13 protein-coding genes, 1 tRNA gene and 1 pseudogene are annotated in these 16240 nt (G+C 49.0%); 10 read left to right on the plus strand and 5 right to left on the minus strand.

Translation table 11 applies throughout. From position 1 onward, the window contains the following. The first annotated feature begins 55 nt into the window (after positions 1–55). The 5 genes and pseudogenes from EBB79_RS02850 to EBB79_RS02870 all read left to right on the plus strand — a co-directional run bounded on the left by EBB79_RS02850 (position 56) and on the right by EBB79_RS02870 (position 4064). Entirely contained in the window at positions 56–637 is a 582-nt protein-coding gene (locus EBB79_RS02850) for a Maf family protein (protein ID WP_127747473.1), read from the plus strand. Further along, positions 634–1668, plus strand: coding sequence for a ribonuclease E/G (locus EBB79_RS02855; protein ID WP_127747475.1), 1035 nt, complete (start codon positions 634–636; stop codon positions 1666–1668). Before EBB79_RS02850 ends, EBB79_RS02855 begins: the two co-directional genes overlap by 4 nt. Continuing rightward, positions 1665–1847, plus strand: coding sequence for a DNA gyrase inhibitor YacG (locus EBB79_RS02860; protein ID WP_127747477.1), 183 nt, complete (start codon positions 1665–1667; stop codon positions 1845–1847). Before EBB79_RS02855 ends, EBB79_RS02860 begins: the two co-directional genes overlap by 4 nt. Before the next feature lie 81 nt (positions 1848–1928). Continuing rightward, positions 1929–2003, plus strand: a tRNA-Phe gene (locus EBB79_RS02865). 973 nt (positions 2004–2976) lie between these two features. Then, positions 2977–4064, plus strand: a pseudogene (locus tag EBB79_RS02870) (IS3 family transposase). 487 nt (positions 4065–4551) lie between these two features. On the opposite strand, the gene EBB79_RS02875 reads toward EBB79_RS02870, so the two are convergent. Both EBB79_RS02875 and EBB79_RS02880 read right to left on the minus strand, forming a co-directional pair. Next, positions 4552–4833 carry a hypothetical protein gene (locus EBB79_RS02875; protein WP_127747478.1) on the minus strand — a complete coding sequence of 94 codons (282 nt, stop codon included), beginning with the start codon at positions 4831–4833 and terminating at the stop codon, positions 4552–4554. A gap of 180 nt (positions 4834–5013) precedes the next feature. Then, positions 5014–5451 carry a cysteine hydrolase family protein gene (locus tag EBB79_RS02880; protein WP_238704981.1) on the minus strand — a complete coding sequence of 146 codons (438 nt, stop codon included), beginning with the start codon at positions 5449–5451 and terminating at the stop codon, positions 5014–5016. Between the two features lie 11 nt (positions 5452–5462). On the opposite strand from EBB79_RS02880, the gene EBB79_RS02885 reads away from it, so the two are divergent. From EBB79_RS02885 to EBB79_RS02900, 4 genes are all read left to right on the plus strand, one after another. Beyond that, positions 5463–5873 (plus strand): MBL fold metallo-hydrolase, encoded by a 411-nt coding sequence (locus EBB79_RS02885; RefSeq protein ID WP_177627740.1) that lies wholly within the window; start codon positions 5463–5465, stop codon positions 5871–5873. Between the two features lie 274 nt (positions 5874–6147). Further along, positions 6148–8466 carry a sensor histidine kinase gene (locus EBB79_RS02890; protein WP_127747482.1) on the plus strand — a complete coding sequence of 773 codons (2319 nt, stop codon included), beginning with the start codon at positions 6148–6150 and terminating at the stop codon, positions 8464–8466. Further along, positions 8466–9566, plus strand: coding sequence for a hypothetical protein (locus EBB79_RS02895; protein ID WP_127747484.1), 1101 nt, complete (start codon positions 8466–8468; stop codon positions 9564–9566). The genes EBB79_RS02890 and EBB79_RS02895 overlap by 1 nt, the downstream gene beginning before the upstream one ends. 5 nt (positions 9567–9571) lie before the next feature. Continuing rightward, positions 9572–10261, plus strand: a complete 690-nt coding sequence (locus EBB79_RS02900; RefSeq protein ID WP_127747486.1) for a hypothetical protein — start codon at positions 9572–9574, stop codon at positions 10259–10261. Positions 10262–10277: 16 nt separating this feature from the next. On the opposite strand, the gene EBB79_RS02905 is transcribed toward EBB79_RS02900, so the two are convergent. The 3 genes from EBB79_RS02905 to EBB79_RS02915 form a co-directional block, all read right to left on the minus strand. Further along, positions 10278–11948, minus strand: a complete 1671-nt coding sequence (locus tag EBB79_RS02905; RefSeq protein ID WP_127747488.1) for an Eco57I restriction-modification methylase domain-containing protein — start codon at positions 11946–11948, stop codon at positions 10278–10280. A 278-nt stretch (positions 11949–12226) separates the two neighbouring features. Beyond that, entirely contained in the window at positions 12227–13288 is a 1062-nt protein-coding gene (locus EBB79_RS02910) for an AAA family ATPase (RefSeq protein WP_127747490.1), read from the minus strand. A gap of 206 nt (positions 13289–13494) precedes the next feature. Then, positions 13495–15108 (minus strand): hypothetical protein, encoded by a 1614-nt coding sequence (locus EBB79_RS02915; protein ID WP_127747492.1) that lies wholly within the window; start codon positions 15106–15108, stop codon positions 13495–13497. Positions 15109–15798: 690 nt separating this feature from the next. Here EBB79_RS02915 and EBB79_RS02920 point away from each other — a divergent pair. After that, a complete protein-coding gene (locus EBB79_RS02920; RefSeq protein ID WP_127747494.1) occupies positions 15799–16200 on the plus strand; it encodes a hypothetical protein in 402 nt (133 codons plus the stop codon). Positions 16201–16240: the final 40 nt, after the last annotated feature.

A 16240-nucleotide genomic window follows, 5' to 3' on the forward strand; every position in this document is an offset into this window, starting at 1 on the left:
TTTGGCATGGGCTGATCCCATTGGAGCAAGCCCGATTTGGATAAGAGGGCCGGTGATGGCATTCATTCTGGGATCAGGCAGCCCAAGGCGGCTGGAACTGTTGGCACAGCTGGGGGTCGCCCCGGATGATGTGCGTGCACCTGATATTGATGAGACCCCACAAAAAGCAGAATTGCCACGGGACTACTGCAACCGGATTGCACGTGAAAAAGTCCGGGCTGTAGAGGCCGGGGATAACGATCTGGTGCTCTGTGCTGATACGACTGTGGCGCTGGGGCGCCGCATTTTGGGCAAGCCAGAAAATGCAGGTGAAGCGGCCGAATTTTTGCTGGCCCTCTCTGGTCGCCGCCATCGGGTGATCACGGCAATCGCGCTACGGCGAGGAGACAAGATCTGGGCGCGGGATGTGGTGTCGCAGGTCCGGATGAAACGCCTGTCAGATCCCGAATTAAACGCATATCTTGCCAGTAATGACTGGCAGGGCAAGGCCGGAGGCTATGGTATTCAGGGCCCGGCAGGGGCTCTGATCCCTTGGATCAGTGGCTCGTATACCGGCATTGTTGGCCTGCCACTGGCCGAAACCGCAAACATGTTACTCGCAGCGGGTTATCCCCTGCATAAGGAGGCAGCCGAATGAAGGGCCGCACGATCATCCTCGACCACCTTGGCGACCGCGAAGCTGCGGCACTGATGGTGGATGGTAAGCTGGACGACTTTCTGATCGAAAGCGACCTGCCATCACCTGGTACGATCTACCGGGCCCGTGCCGACCGCCCGGTCAAGGGGCAGGGCGGCATGTTCCTGAGTACTCCGGATGGTCCCGCGTTTCTGCGACAGGTCAAAGGGCTGGCACCAGGGCAGATGCTGCTGGTTCAGGTCACCGGTTACGCCGAAGATGGCAAGGCAATACCTGTCACCCAGAAAATCCTGTTTAAAAGCCGCTATGCGATTGTCACGCCCGAAGCACCGGGTCTGAACATCTCGCGTTCGATCCGTGACGAGGGTGAGCGGGACCGGCTGCTGGAAATTGCACATGAGGTTATGGGTGACAGCGCCCATGGGCTGATTCTTCGCTCGGCCTGCGACGGGGCTGAGGCTGATGCCATTGCCGAGGATATCGCTGCAATGGCCGATATGGCCGCCGCAGTCATGTCAGATGACGGCAGCGAGCCCCAGGCTTTGACCGAGGGCGACACTCCGCATCTGCTGGCCTGGCGGGATTGGTCAGAATCGGCAGATGTCGAGCGCGAAGTCGGTAGCTTTGAGCATCATGGTGTTTTGGACGCACTGGAGGCGGTAAGGGGCATTCATGTGCCGTTGTCCGGCGGTGCATTTTTATACATTGAACCAACGCGTGCTCTGGTTGCCGTAGATGTGAACACCGGATCTGACGTCTCGCTGGCGGCTGGGGTCAAGGCAAACATGGCCTGTGCCAAAGCTCTGCCACGGGCATTGCGTGTGCGGGGCCTGGGAGGGCAAATCGTACTGGACCTGGCGCCGATGCCCAAAAAGGACCGCCGTGCTTTTGAAACATCTCTGCGCGCGGCCTTCCGGTCTGACGGTGAAGAAACATTGCTGGTCGGCTGGACGCCGCTGGGCCACTATGAGCTTCAGCGCAAGCGCGGTCGGGTGGCCGTGACGGGGATTCTGAACGAGGTGCTGGGATGAGCTGTCCAATTTGCGACGGTAAGACGATTGCCTCTTACCGTCCGTTTTGCAGTAAACGCTGTGCTGACATTGATCTGGGGAAGTGGCTTAACGAGGCATATGCGGTGCCCAGTCAGGACCCCGAAGACATTGAAAATGCACTAGATCAAATCGAAAGAAACCCGCCGATCAAACATTAATTTATTTCTTCGAAAAAGCCTCTGGACACCGTCGCGCCCACGTCATAGAACGCCCACACCCAAGGCGAACAGCCTTCCCGTGCCCGGGTAGCTCAGGGGTAGAGCAGTGGATTGAAAATCCTCGTGTCGGTGGTTCGATTCCGCCCCTGGGCACCATTATCCACACGGATAATGCACGTAATATATTGATTACTATGAATACTTATGTTGATAGGCACTTCCTGAGGGAGGTGACTGTATCACATTTTGTATCACATTTCGGGGCTTGCCCGTGTTGCGCTGGCGCTACTGTGCAAGTGTTTTTGAATAGGAGTTTTCTTCGTTCGATTTGGCTTGTGAGGCATAAATAGCCAGCACGAGTTCATTCTGTCTTGTTCTGTTGGACCACATTGTTCGTGACTGAGTTAGAGCGGCGCCAAGCATACGCCTCAAGAAGATGGCCGCCTCAAAAATCTGAAAGCGGCCTCAATGAATTGTCTAAGTGAAATAGTCAGTCAGGTGGAAATTCTCGCCCCAGCTGCGGGCATATTTTAGGCGTTTGCAAGTCTCCGGATACGCGCCATTGTATCTGTTTCGGCTTTTAAAGCTGTCAGTTCTGACTCTATCCTCTCGAATAGTGGCACATACAAGCTACCGTCGGATCGGCTCGCAATCGCCTTAGCCAAGTAAACTTGATATTCTTCCATTTTTTTTATTGTTATTTTCAAAGATCTTCGCCTGATAATTGTTATGCGACATATTTCCCAGAGCTCAGTTAATCTGATGTTAAAGAATTTGACGATCCGGCTCTGCGCCAGGCTTGGGTAAGTCGTCTGGTGCCCTCCTCAAGCAGTCCCGGTATTGGTAAAGCCGCCTAGTATGGCCGCATTGCAGCTCACTGGCCTCGATAGTCCGAACAACTGAGGGTCAGAAGTAGAAGTTCAGGTACGTTCTACATGGAATATCGCATCTGAGGAGATTGGATGGCTTTCACGTTGGCACAAAAGGCATCTCAAAAATGCGGAACAGGCAAGCATTATCCATAATGTATCCCAATTATTACGTAATTTTCTTAAAGCGGGTAATCCCCCTAAAATTAGTGGAGTTCAAAAGTAGAATTTTCTCGGTAGGATATCTGAGGAGATTTTTGATGAAGACAACACGATATAGCGATGCACAGATCATGGGCATCTTGAAGCAGGCAAACGGTGGTGTCCCGGTGTCTGAACTGTGCCGCGAACACGGAATGAGCAGCGCGAGCTTCTACAAATGGCGAGCTAAGTTTGGCGGCATGGACGCGTCCTTGATCGCTGAGATGAAGGACATGGCCGAGTAAAACCGCCGCCTGAAGAAGATGTATGCTGAGATGAGCATGCAGAACGATCTGTTGAAAGAGGCGCTTGGAAAAAAGCGTTAAGGCCGTCTCTGAGGCGAGAGATGGCCATGAACGCGGTTGCACGACACGGGGTCAGCATTGCGCTGGCCTGCCGTGCGTTTCAGATCAGTGAGACGTGCTATCGCTACAGCCCGGTTCTGAGTGACGAGAACGAGGAGATTGCTGATTGGTTGGAACGTCTGACGGCGAACAAGCGGAGCTGGGGCTTTGGCCTGTGCTTTTTGTATCTGCGCAACGTGCAGGGCTATGGCTGGAACCACAAACGGGTCTACCGGATCTATTGCGAGCTGGAGCTGAACCTTCGGATCAAGCCCAAGAAACGGCTGAAGCGGGACAAGCCGGAGCCGCTGGCGGTGCCTGATCGACCCAATGAGACCTGGTCGATGGATTTCATGGCAGATCAGCTTGCAGATGGGCGGTCGATCCGGACCTTGAATGTGCTGGATGATTTCAATCGCGAAGGTTTGGCCATCGAGGTCGACTTCTCGTTGCCTGCTGAACGGGTCGTGCGCAGCCTAAACCAAATTATCGAATGGCGCGGCAAACCGCAGGCGATACGGGTCGATAATGGCCCCGAATATGTCAGCGGAAAGCTCATGGAATGGGCCGAGAAGCGCAACGTGCGGCTTGAATACATCCAGCCAGGCAAGCCACAGAAAAACGCCTATATAGAGCGCTACAACCGCACGGTTCGCGGCGAATGGCTGGGGCAATACATCTTCGAAACGATTGAGGAGGCACAAGATCAGGCAACTGAATGGCTATGGACTTACAACAACGAGCGACCCAACATGGGCATTGGCGGCATCACACCCGCCATGAAACTAAAAATGGCCGCGTGAATTCTACGGCTGGACCCCATTAAAAATGGGGGGATTACCGAAGTAATGGCGGGTTGCGCAGTAGTTTAAAGTACCGATGCCATTAGTTAGGCTCTTTATCTTTTTGTTGAGGCATTCGTGCGCAGTTAGAAGTAAATCAGAAAGGCTCCGTGTGTTAGCACGGAGCCTTCTGGGTATCCCCACTAAAGCGGGGTGATCGTACAATTGTCAAATAGCGGCAATTATACGTTCTGGTCTACCCCCAGTGTACTGGGGGAGTGGAGCCATTTCGCCACATTCAGATACTGACCAGTATCCAATATGAATTTTATAATATTTTCAATAGAGGTTGGTCAACAGGAAATTGGTCCTATGGTGTTGTTTTTTAATCCTTAATGTTGACACGCACACTTTTAAATTGTTCAATGACGTCCATTTTTGAGCTGGGTTCTTGATTGCCCCATGCTACGTTGACTTCACGCTATCAGCCTTACCAGATTAAGTTGAATTAAAGTTCTTGAAATAGTGGGCCAAATGGAGATGTTCTCATTGTTTGAATTAGAATTACTCCTTTAAATTGGTAGATTGTGATTAAAGGGAGGAGCGTTTCCACGTCGATTTCCTTGAGGCTGAAGGCGTCGGCCAAAAAAAGAGAATCGCTGACTGATCGTTCAACAAAAACATCCAGCGGGACCAATTGGAATACACACTGTTCTCTATTTTCGGCTTCAAATGTTTTCAAGCCCAACTTGACTAGTTCACGGGTCACTTTGGTGCGCGCGAATTTCATTACTAGAATCCCAATCATCAATCTGCTCGGCCTCTTTTGAGGCAGATAGGTAATCCTCCATTTTTGGCAGGGGTTATCGATGTAATGTTTGCGGCAATGACTGTATTCTGACTTGGGCTTGGAAATCTTGGGAGTGCCAGGTGATGACACTCCCAAGATGAACATGGTGTTTGCGGCGAGTTACTCGCCAGCTTTGGCCTCGCGCAGACGCTTCATCACCTGCTCGGTTGTCACTACTTCATGAGCTAGAAACTCGAAGTTAGTCATGGCTGCGTCATGTGCTGCATCCCCGGCAGCAGCAGTGGCGTCGGCAACGAGCATTACGTCAAATCCGTTTTCGATTGCGTCGCGGGCATGTGATTCAACACACATGTTGGCTGACATACCGTACATGATCACGGTTTCGATGCCATACTGGCGCAGTTGGATTGCAGCATCGCCGGACCAGAAGTTGCTCAGGCCTTTGTGCGGGTTCATGACAATGGTGTTGTCGTCAGGACGTAACTCTGGGTGATAATCGTGCCCCCAGGTGCCCTGCGCGAACATTTTGTTGTCGAACATAACCTTGTCGATGCCATTTAGGCTTTCCCAGTTGTCAAAGTCTTGTGGTGTGTACATGTGGGTCGAGTATGCCAGACGAAGGTCCCGATGCTTGGGTTGCGCCAATAAACATCGGAGAACCAGACTCAGCATTTGTTCCAGCAAACACACTGGTTGACGATGGTCAGGAGATGACCGTGCTTGGTCAACGGATGCAGTTCTTCACCAAGTACGGAACCGACGACAAGTTTCATACTACGGTCTGGCTTCCAGACCGCGAAATCCTATTAACCACAATGCTTTGGTCCTCTCCACCGCAACTCTATTCGCTGAGAGGTGATTCATTTCGGGACCCACGCGAATGGATTGCCGGTCTGCGCCAAAACCTCGATCTGGAACCGGAAGTGCTTGTTTCCGCGGCCGCTAGACCTTTAGTCGGGAAAGAGAAAAATCCTAACCAAGGATCCGACTGTTCCGCCAATAACAACAGCGCGCCTTAACAGTCACTTCCTATGATAAATGAAGCCTGTCGTTCCTGTTGCATTACTGTAGACACAGCATTTGATGACATCATGAGGTCCGGCAATCAATATTACCGTTAAATATGCAATTAATAAATCAAATCGTATAATTAGTGATTTTCGATATAAAAATTAAATCACCCCCGTCAAAAACGACCAGCCCAGCCCTTGGCTTTTGAACGAATAACCGCATAAGTGTATTATATGAACGCTTTAGACCCCGACAGGTCCATTTTGACTAGAGAAGACTTATATGAGCAAGCCAACTGCGAGAGAACTAATCGAGGAGGAGCTTCAGAAGGAGACTCCTGACTGGCGATTGGTTGAAAGCTTAAGTCGTGAGGAGGTTTCACAGGACGAGGAAAACGTACGGTTTTCCGTCGATGCGGGACATATCCAACGCCTAGGGGTTGAGCTGGTGGGGAAGAAAGATACCGCCTTGTCTGAATTGATCAAAAACGCCTTTGACGCAGATGCAACGGAGGTAAACCTGAATTTTAAGAAGAGCCAAGCTAAGGGTGGTACTCTAATCATTTCAGATAATGGATCTGGAATGTCGCTTGAAACCATTCGCAACAGCTGGATGCGAATTTCTACTGACAGCAAGGCTGAAACCCCTTTTTCACCCAAATACCAACGACGTCGAGCCGGTCGCAAGGGGATAGGCCGTTTTGCTGTGCAAAGGCTCGCGAAGAGGCTTGAGTTTAGTACTTATCCCGAAGGAGATTCGAAGGGCTATCTGGTTACATTCAACTGGGACGAAGAATTTCGCCCAGGACTGGATTTGAATGAAGTGTTTAACCAAGTTCATGTCATTCCAAACGCCGAAGGCCGAAGTGGTACTGAACTCAAAATGATTTCGCTACGGGACGCATGGACGCCTCCGGCAATTTCAAAGGTGTGGAAAACGGTTCTCCTTCTCCAGCCTCCATTCCAGATCGCTAGCATTTCCGGGATAGCCGACGGCAAGAAAGGTGATCCTGGGTTCAAAGTTCGAGTAGACGGTAAAGAAGATGATCAGAGCGTGGAGTTCTTTTCCATTGAAAACTCTTTCCTTAGTCAGGCTGTTGCAGATATCGAAGCGAGGATTGACGAAGACGGGAATGCTAGCGTTCGGGTGAAGTCAAAAAAGCTCGACCTTGATGACACCCAAGATTTTGATGAAAAATTCTCATTGGTAGGCGCTCTCACTCTCACTTCAAAATACTTCATTTATCATTCTAGCATTTTGTCAGGAATGACTCAGAAAAATGCGACAAGCATGGGGCATAGATATGGAGGCATCAGGGTCTACAAAAATGGATTTCGTGTGCTCCCTTACGGTGAACCATCAGACGATTGGATGGGAATGGATTCAGCAGCGGGTCGCCGTGAGTTCTTGGCACCTGGTAACAACAGTAATTTTTTCGGACAAGTTTTTGTAGGCGACGACGACAACCCACTCCTTGAAGAAACTGCTAGCCGTGAAGGGCTCCAGGAAAACGAAGCCTTTGAAGAGCTGCAAACTTTTGCAAAACAAGCTCTTGTCTGGGCAATTACACGAGTAGCGGCCCATCGGGGAAGAAAACAGACATCTTCTCAACCAGGCTTTATTTCCAAGATACGCCCTCCCTCTGAATCTATTCAGGATGCTATCGAGGTCTTTGAAAAACGCGTTGCGACGAAGAATAAAGAGACCAAGCAGAAGGATACTAATAACATCAAAGGCGACGTAGCAGACAAGTCGTCTGAGCAAGATGCTCTCGTAGTTCTAAAGTCAGTGCAACATGACGTGCTGGAAGCCGAAGAAGAGTGGGAACGCGAACGTCAGGCATTCTTGCAGTATGAGGCAATGCTTCGGCTACTTGCATCTTTAGGGCTCTCGATCAGTGTATTCGGACACGAAATCAAAGGTTCTCGCGAAGCAATCAGAGCACGTCTAAAACTAATTGAAGACGAGATAAGTTACTTGGCGGAAAGTGAAGAAAAAACGGAGTTAGAGCAAGAACTCGAACAGTTAAATTCCGCTACTCAACGTTTGTTTGACATTGGCGGATACATTTCTGGTCTAATGTCAAAAACAGAAAGTCGAGAACTGACGGAACTATCAGTCCAAGGGTCACTTGAGCGTTTTAAGAAGCAATTCGCCATATATATGGCAAGGCAAAAAATTGAATTTGCTCCCATCGTTACCTCACCTTCGAACCTTCGCACCTGTGAGATGCATGCCAGTGAACTGGACACAGTGCTCCTGAACTTTCTGACCAATTCCATAAAATCTATGAAGAAGGCAAAAACTTTTAAACGCCGCATTCGAATGGACGCCAGGAAGGAAGCTCGGCACATCGTCATTGGCTTCGAAGACAATGGTTTTGGTATCCCTGAGGAACAAAAAAACCTCATTTTCGATGCGTTTTTTACGACTACACTGACGGCGGAAGAAGACGAATTAGCTGGTCCGGGCACCGGGTTGGGTCTAAAAATCGTCTCCGACATAGCTCAAAGTTATGGTGGAAACGTATCTGTGGTGGAGCCGAGCGAAGGATACAACTGCCGCATTGAATTTAGAATTTTGAACAGCGAGGCTGAATAATGAGCTTTTCAGGTTTCTTCATCGACGATAACGAGACAGAAAACGTTTACGCCAAAACGATGTCTACCAAAGGGGCGCTTAAGCTTGCGTATGAGGCCCCAGAACAGGTTAGCCGCCACGCGAAGTCCGTTTTCGCGCGAAAGCCGGATTTGTTGGTCCTGGACTTCCGGCTGGACGAAGATAGCGATTTAGACCCTAATGAAACATATAAGGGAAGCGTTTTGGCGCAGCAGGTTCGTGACTGCTCTACAGCTACGCCCGAACACGATTTCCCAATTGTACTAGTTTCTTCAGAAGACAAAATCCGGGAGCAATTTGCCCCTGATCTCACCTCACACGACCTATTTGACAAGGTATATTCAAAGGAAGAGGTCAATGATCGAAGGGACGAAATTCGCGTTGAACTTTTGAGTTTGTGTGATGGATATCAAATATTGCGGAGGAGTGTTGGATCATATGATTTGTTTAAACTCACAAAGCTTGATGCAGAAGAAGACTATATACTTGATCATCAAGAGTTAGAGCTTGCAATTCGTCGAGCGTCAGCTCCGCACCAGATTGCTTCTATATTTCTGAATCAACTGATTGGACAAACCGGCCTTTTGTTAGATGTGGACGAGGCTTGCGCGCGGCTCGGCGTCGCTCAGAGCGAGCGAGATGAGGTCGAAATTTATCTAGACGAATGTGGAGCAAGATATAGTGGACTGTTTTCAAATGGTTGGCCCAGATTTTGGGCCCACAGATTAGATCAAATTTCTGGCGAAGTTTTTGGCCAAAGAGCTACTGGTGTTCCTGCGGACCAGCGCGCGGCCAAGCTCTCCGAAGTTTTGAAGCGCGAGCTGCAACCCGCCAAGTCACCCTGGACTGGAAAGAATGACGCTTTAATTGCGTTTGCATGTGCCTGTTGTTCCGATGGAACGGAGTTGCGACATTCAGTTGGAGTTTTTGAAACGAATATGCCGAGTTTTTCTGTTCGTCGCCGTGTTTGCTGGCGATGCATTCATACCGATAGGTATTTGAATAGTCAGCCTAGTTTTGAAATCGATGCATCGGACAAACGTTTAGTTGGCGAAGTAAAGACACTTCAGATCCCCGGATAAAACTCATGACGGATATTAAGGCTGAAGCCGCGGGTGAAGCTTTGAAAGCTATTGCTCAAAAATTAGATGATACTGGAGTAATTGCACCTGAAGGTCGCAGCACCCTTCTGAGGGTTGCTAGTGAACTAAAGGGAAAGAAACGGAGTAAACAGTGGCCTCAGGAAGTGGACCGTGGTTCTCCGGTTCGGTTTAATGTGGGGAAAACCGCTGACAACAAGCCAGTTCGCCCAATAATTGATTTTGCAAAAATACATGTAAATCAAAATCATAAATCGCGCCCTCCCTTCGATTGTTTTGATTTGGCAATCGTTTTGGAAAGTGACACAGGTGATCTGCTATCACGATGGCACATCGATCAAGCAAATAGCGAAGGTGGCTCTTACCAGGCGGGACCTCTATTTCACCTTCAGTTCGGGGGCCGGAACAACGGCTATGACCGCTCGGTTGATCATCCGATTAAGGAACCAAGATGGTGCCATCCACCAATGGACCTAGCTCTTTCAACTGAGATGATTGTTGCCAACTTCTTTGAAGACGCTTGGCACGGCCTTCGGGAAGATCCCAGCTGGTGTCTTAATATAGGTTTGTTTCAGAAGCTCTGCTATGAAGCATACTTGGAACACCTGCAAAAATGTATAAGCGCGCCTAGAGGCTCTACTATCTTGAATGATGTTTGGGCCGCCAACTGGAAATAAACCACGCTGGAATAAGTCAGCGTTGCCTGTTTTGCCGAAGCTGAGCCAGACCGGATTTCAAAATGGCAGCCTGGGTGGGAGCACAATCAACATCAAGCGACTCCAGAATAACATGGTCGGCTACTTGGGTTGCTTCATTGAAATCGCCAGCTCTCAGGAATGCATCCGCTCTTCGAAAAGCTGAACTGATTTTGGTGTGATGTATCGGTGGCAACAATAGTCCGATGGCCTCAGCCTCACGTGGTTCATGTTTTAGCGCGCCCGAGCCATAAGAGCGCCCTGCGATTTCAGCAGATATTTGGGAGAATGTGGACAAGGAGGCCAAAGAAATAAACTTTTTTCTGGTTTCCGAAACGTCTTGAATGAAATAACCACGATGGATCGAGTTGGTGCAGTTCAAGCCCGCTGTGTTCAAGACAACACGCGGTCCGTTATGCTGCATGACTGGAAAGAACAAGTCAGGTATCGCCCCATCATCAGTTTGAGACCATGACGACCTTTTTTTGAAGGTCGAACATTTAGCTTTGGCATCCTCAGGATAGGAGGCCAAGTATTCTCCAATTTTTTGTGGTGCATTTTCCATGCTCTTTGCACTGACAAGGAATGTTTTTGCCGCATTTTCACGCATCACATCGACATCATTAAGCGTAAGGTGAGAGCCTTTTACAAATGAGAACCTAGGAAGGATATCAACGAGGTCTCGGGTACTGATACCCGCTTCTTGCCTCTCATCATCAGTTCTCAGGAAAAATCTGTTATTTCCTGTAACCAGCCCGATTTGAATTCTTACATATTCCCCTAAAGTGTGGTGATGCTTGCTAGCTTTGAGTTGTTCGAAGAGTTCCAGCGGTGCGCGTGAAAGACAATCAAGAACGGCAGACCCACAAGAGGACGTTCCGCTGCTAGAACCATCCTTCCATTTTTGGATCTCATCAGCCAAGTCGCGAACTCCTGCGCAACGGGCTAGCTGAATGTCCCCAACAAGATTATCTGATGCCTTGGAGCGCTTTCCTTCAGCGAGAACAACAATTGTTTTTTCTTCCGTCCCTTCAAGTAAAAACTGTCGCTCTTGCATTTCAAATGCGCGAACGTCTTCAAAGCTATTATAAATGAATTTTCTTAACGATTGCGAATAATTGGCGTAAAGAAAGCTGCTTGGCAGGACCCAAGCCATTCGTCCCCCCTCGGTTATGAATCGTGATGAAAGCCCAACAAAGTAGGCCCAAAGGCTTGCACGGCGACCAAGGTCAAGCCCTTCATCACGCAAGTATGCCAAAGCAATTTCGCGTACTGATGGATGAATTTTTTGATAAGATAAATAGGGAGGATTTCCAATGACCGCATCGAAGCTACCCAGCCACGAACGTGGGAATTCTTGGAGCAAGAAATCTCCCTGGTGAAACCGTTCTAAGTCGATAGGGCGCTCAAGTAGGTCAGCCAAGAAACCGAACGCCTCTGGGTCGATGTCACAACCAAAAATCTGCTCAGTTGCTGCACTTCCTTCGAAGTCGGTGAACCGATCATGAGCGGAACGCAAAAATCCACACCCGCCAAAGCTCGGTTCAAAAACACGACAATTGCTTGATCGAATTGCCCACTCGCATATGATATCGGTAAGGCCCTTGTGGGTATAATATGCCCCAAGCTCCTTTTTCCGATCATTGGCTCTTTTTTGCAAGGTGTTCATCTAGCCTAAATGAGATTTCGGTCTTGGGATGACCTCTACACTCAATCCGATCTTGGTGAAACGACGAAGTTTCTTCAGCACCCTATAGTAGCCAGAAATGGCCCCTTACTTGATCAGTCATTCAGAACTGGATCTCTTCTCACCGCCTATGTGACCTCAGTACGATGTGAAGCTGGCCTAGCCCCCAAGGGACAGGCAGACAGTGTCTTTCTTCCCCATTTCCCTAGACATTGGGCGACCTGGCAATGAGGTTAAGTCAAGCCGACCCTACCATCTCTTTAATGAAACAACGGCACTTGGTCTAACCGATGCAATTCATCGATCAGCCTAACAGCCATACGAATACTATTCCCCATCTGATATTGCCTCGCGCAGCACATCAGCTGTTGTACGTTCCTCACAACGCACTCAGACATGCCACGTTTCAGAACTTCTCTTTTGATAAACTCTGTCATCTGCTTATCGGTCGGTGGAACGATGTAAACAGTACGAACACGTGTCCTCAATGGTTCCGGCAAGCGGCTAGCATCGTTGCAACTCATAATCCAATTGATGTGGCTCATATCAAAAGTCGTCTGAAAAAACGGACAAGTCCAACTTTCCGCAGAGATGGGTTCCAACAGCCCCAATAGAGCATGGTGTAGCGAAGTACTTAAGCCGCTTGTACTTTCTGCAACACCGGCCTTGTCGATCTCGTCAATACAAACGATGGGGTTTGCCACTGCTCTTGAGAGCATGACTTTAAGGGGGCGCCCACATTCTGCTGATCCCCAACCCCTGCCCACGCCGGACAATGGAAACCCCTCAGAGCCACTACCTCCATCAATCTGAACTGTTGGCAGCTTACATAGTTCTGACAACCGCTTAATCAGGTGCGATTTCCCCAAACCTGGAGGGCTTTGCAATAAGGTTGGCCGGAACTTCAAGCCAGTGCCACCTTGCTGGATGTGGTGCCTCATATCCAGCCACAAGGTATGGATCACCGATTGAAGCCATGGCATTTCCTCAAACAATTTGGCTGCGATTTCATCTACCTCATGAACTGACTTCGGCCCCTCTAAGGTAACCCCTTCCATGATTGGCTTAAGAAGTTTTCGCTCATCCCGCTTCAGGTGCCCTCCTTGATCGAACCGTGATCGGGCTTTGATAAGCTGGTCGGCCCGACGCGAAATTTTGGCTCGGTCATCTAGGAAGACCCGATGTCGTGAATAGCTTTCGTCACCATCTGGCAACCCTGTCGACCTGAGTGTTCTAAGGTGTTCGATCAAGTGATCTTCAATTTGAGAGTCATCAATTCTGAAGAGCCGTAACTCTTTCAGCAAGGGAATACGCTGAGCCATAATGTTTCTCTGTATGTAAGTACGCCCGATACGCCAAACTAAGTATAGGTGGTTTCGAGCTTACGGAATTGGAATGGGTGACCGGCTTATCAGCAGGTCATATGAGACAGCAAAATGTCGAAGTGTTCCAATCCATTGAACAAACATAAGTACTTCCCTGAGATATTTCAATCTTACTGATCCAGAAACCTGTGCACCCATTTTTCCTATAACCTCTGATCGGCCCCAAATAGTGATCGGTGAATTTTCATTACTGCCACTTTGGCTTTCTCCCAAAGTCTTGACAGTACAGAATAGGACTCAACTATATTTTGAGGTTCGCTTTTGGGATCCCGAAATTCTGGATCCTTTGGTTTTCTTTCAGCCATAATTTCAGCTAAGGCTTCCTTAATCCCTAAGCTGAGAGTTATCGTGTAATAGGGTACATTACCTCCTTCCAATGTACGCGCGAGTTCTTCGGCAAAAGGCTCCAAAAATTTCTTCAGCGAATACTCCTGCCCAGTATTGTTCTCCCATGCCGTCAGAGCTTCCCCATTCGCCTCATCATAATTGAATTGGCCTGAACAGCGGTTACGCTTTCGGAATTCTGAAGGCCTAAAGTTCTTCACAACGCTATATGAGATCAACCTATCGCCAGGAGCTGGCGCCGGAGTGCTTACGCCGCAAAATACATTGGCTTCTTCCACACGCTCATGAGATTCATCATGTTGGTCACAAATCCGTTCCTCCGCACCGAGCCCACCAAGAGCATCAGTACCTTCCACCTCAGTGGCCCCATTCGAATTATCTGGCAAGTTTTTCGGGCCATCCTGACGCCTCGTTTCTTTGTCCACCAACTTGAGCGTCGATACATCCCCCTTGCCATATACCCTTCCCGGCTTTTGGCCATTCCTGTCAGCGGTTGATTTGTACCTCTGGAAACCACCCATACTTCTGGTCATGCGCCTCTTGCTAACACGGCTTATGTATTCTTCAAATTCTGCAGGGTGGTCAGCTTCAGCAAGCTGAAATGCTGTTTGGGAGGGTTTGGTGCAGTAATACGCAACGGCCGAAAACTTCTCTTTAGAAACCGGCTTCAACGAAACGCTAGACCACATTAGGCTAAGCCCAGCAGCATACCCAACAAGCAACTCGTTGATTTCTTTTGCGATCTGATCTTCTGAACTCGTTTCAAGAATTATGTGAAAATGAGGATAAAACGTCCGGTCACCTTCTCTGTATGGTGTTTCCAGCTGAGCATACAGAATGTCGATCCAACCATGCTCTGCATCGCTCAAAACCTCTGTCAGGATCTTTAATTGTTTAAAGGCTTCACCCACTGCATCGTGCAATTCATTCAAGCCGCAGCGGCCGTTACCAGCAGGCAGGGTAAGCATCCAAAACTTGCTGCCTTCACCATATCTCTCGTTTGCATAACAAGTAAGAAACTGAGCAGTTTTGCTGGTGTCGATCAGAGAAACTGACGGAAGATTTTTGTTGTGTTTATATGCCAACGTATCTGCGATTGAGAGAAATTCTCCGGCCGGCAGCGGCATCATTAAATGGCTAGTTGTTCCACCAGTCTTTCGCAGCAGATTGATCCCGTGTCGAAGACCATAGTCAGCAACCGCCCAACTCATCCTCCTATATTTTTGACTACCTTCATGAAGCTTGAACCCACCCCGATATCGTGCCTTCTTCCCAACGTTCTTCAGCTGTTTATGGACAAACTCATATCCAGTTTCAGTCTCTGGCCCCCCATTGGGTTCTGGGCCAGTCGCACCTTCAATTTCGGCTTGGGTGTTATCGCCTTCGTTCTGCGCTTTGAAGTCTTCCATCATTCACCTTCGGTCTGCACCGAGGGCTCAGGAATGATGATAGAGAGTACAGCTCTCTCTTCAGTTCTTCAGGCGTTCATCGGCTTTTCAATGTTAAGCGCCATCAACGAGTTCCCATGATTTCGTCGAATTAGGCGCAATATGAACCTGCGGTCTCGCAGTTTAACTGAAATTAAAATTTTAGGGATTTGCCGATCACAGAAGGTCAAATTGCTCAACTTTCGCAAATGGAGACTTTTGAGTTGAAAACTATTTTCTGTCTCCTCCCCCCATTACTCCATACTTTTGAATACATTTTCTGTGAGTTTGGTAACCATTTTCCACAGCCTTTTTTTGGCAGAAAATATCGTGATCCTTCTGCATTACGGCGGCCAACAGCTTTCTGGGCTGCACCTCTCCTTTGGGTTGATTAAGGGCTTCCGCTGCAGTCAGCGCCATCGACGGCAATGCGCAAGAAAGCGAACTTTACAAAGTTTCGCCAACGGCACTGAGTTACAGTGTGTGTCCTTTCTGGTTGCTGCTGCGCAGCTTCCCCGAACCAGACCTTCGCCACACGCAATTTTCACAACCGGATACTAACTGTTCTGCGGACTGCACCGCCGCAGTTTCGAGCGGCGCATTGACTAAATGGCCTACCGCATTCATCATGCTATGGAATAGTTGGTATCCCATCATTTCTCCGGAGGTTGAATAATGTTCCTTGGACTACAAGAGGTCTCGCGAGCCTTTTTTTCAAAGCCGGAGCAAAATGATGCCCACACTCAGCATGCTATCGACATTCTGAAAACCGCCAAGGACCAACCGCTGAGATTTTTTGGTAGAGATGAGACTGATGCTATCGAAACAGCTGTGCGGATTTTGGCGGAACATGGAACAGAATTAGGGGGAGAGGAAAGACTGAAAGTGGTCACAGCGTTGAAGGAGATGGATGACGTGCGTCGGCTCAGACAGCGGGTGGTAGTGCAAGTGGCCATTACAATTGTATTGTTGGCATTTTCTCTCACTGTTGCTTTTGGTGCGATCTCAGCCTCAGACCAACTCCAGAAATTATCCTTCGGTTTAATCGGAACGGTTGTGGGCTTTTGGTTAAAGTAGCTCGCGTACCGCCGTCTATTCAATCGGCATCCAGCTTGTT

Origin of the sequence: Parasedimentitalea marina, assembly GCF_004006175.1 — a bacterium.
Classification (GTDB): domain Bacteria; phylum Pseudomonadota; class Alphaproteobacteria; order Rhodobacterales; family Rhodobacteraceae; genus Parasedimentitalea; species Parasedimentitalea marina.

Bases quoted from the DNA above. Each gene is read 5' to 3' on its own strand.
- EBB79_RS02850 (WP_127747473.1), top strand. From the start codon at position 56: ATGGCATTCATTCTGGGATCAGGCAGCCCAAGGCGGCTGGAACTGTTG.
- EBB79_RS02855 (WP_127747475.1), top strand. From the start codon at position 634: ATGAAGGGCCGCACGATCATCCTCGACCACCTTGGCGACCGCGAAGCT.
- EBB79_RS02860 (WP_127747477.1), top strand. From the start codon at position 1,665: ATGAGCTGTCCAATTTGCGACGGTAAGACGATTGCCTCTTACCGTCCG.
- EBB79_RS02875 (WP_127747478.1), bottom strand. From the start codon at position 4,833: ATGAAATTCGCGCGCACCAAAGTGACCCGTGAACTAGTCAAGTTGGGC.
- EBB79_RS02880 (WP_238704981.1), bottom strand. From the start codon at position 5,451: ATGTACACACCACAAGACTTTGACAACTGGGAAAGCCTAAATGGCATC.
- EBB79_RS02885 (WP_177627740.1), top strand. From the start codon at position 5,463: ATGCCAGACGAAGGTCCCGATGCTTGGGTTGCGCCAATAAACATCGGA.
- EBB79_RS02890 (WP_127747482.1), top strand. From the start codon at position 6,148: ATGAGCAAGCCAACTGCGAGAGAACTAATCGAGGAGGAGCTTCAGAAG.
- EBB79_RS02895 (WP_127747484.1), top strand. From the start codon at position 8,466: ATGAGCTTTTCAGGTTTCTTCATCGACGATAACGAGACAGAAAACGTT.
- EBB79_RS02900 (WP_127747486.1), top strand. From the start codon at position 9,572: ATGACGGATATTAAGGCTGAAGCCGCGGGTGAAGCTTTGAAAGCTATT.
- EBB79_RS02905 (WP_127747488.1), bottom strand. From the start codon at position 11,948: ATGAACACCTTGCAAAAAAGAGCCAATGATCGGAAAAAGGAGCTTGGG.
- EBB79_RS02910 (WP_127747490.1), bottom strand. From the start codon at position 13,288: ATGGCTCAGCGTATTCCCTTGCTGAAAGAGTTACGGCTCTTCAGAATT.
- EBB79_RS02915 (WP_127747492.1), bottom strand. From the start codon at position 15,108: ATGATGGAAGACTTCAAAGCGCAGAACGAAGGCGATAACACCCAAGCC.
- EBB79_RS02920 (WP_127747494.1), top strand. From the start codon at position 15,799: ATGTTCCTTGGACTACAAGAGGTCTCGCGAGCCTTTTTTTCAAAGCCG.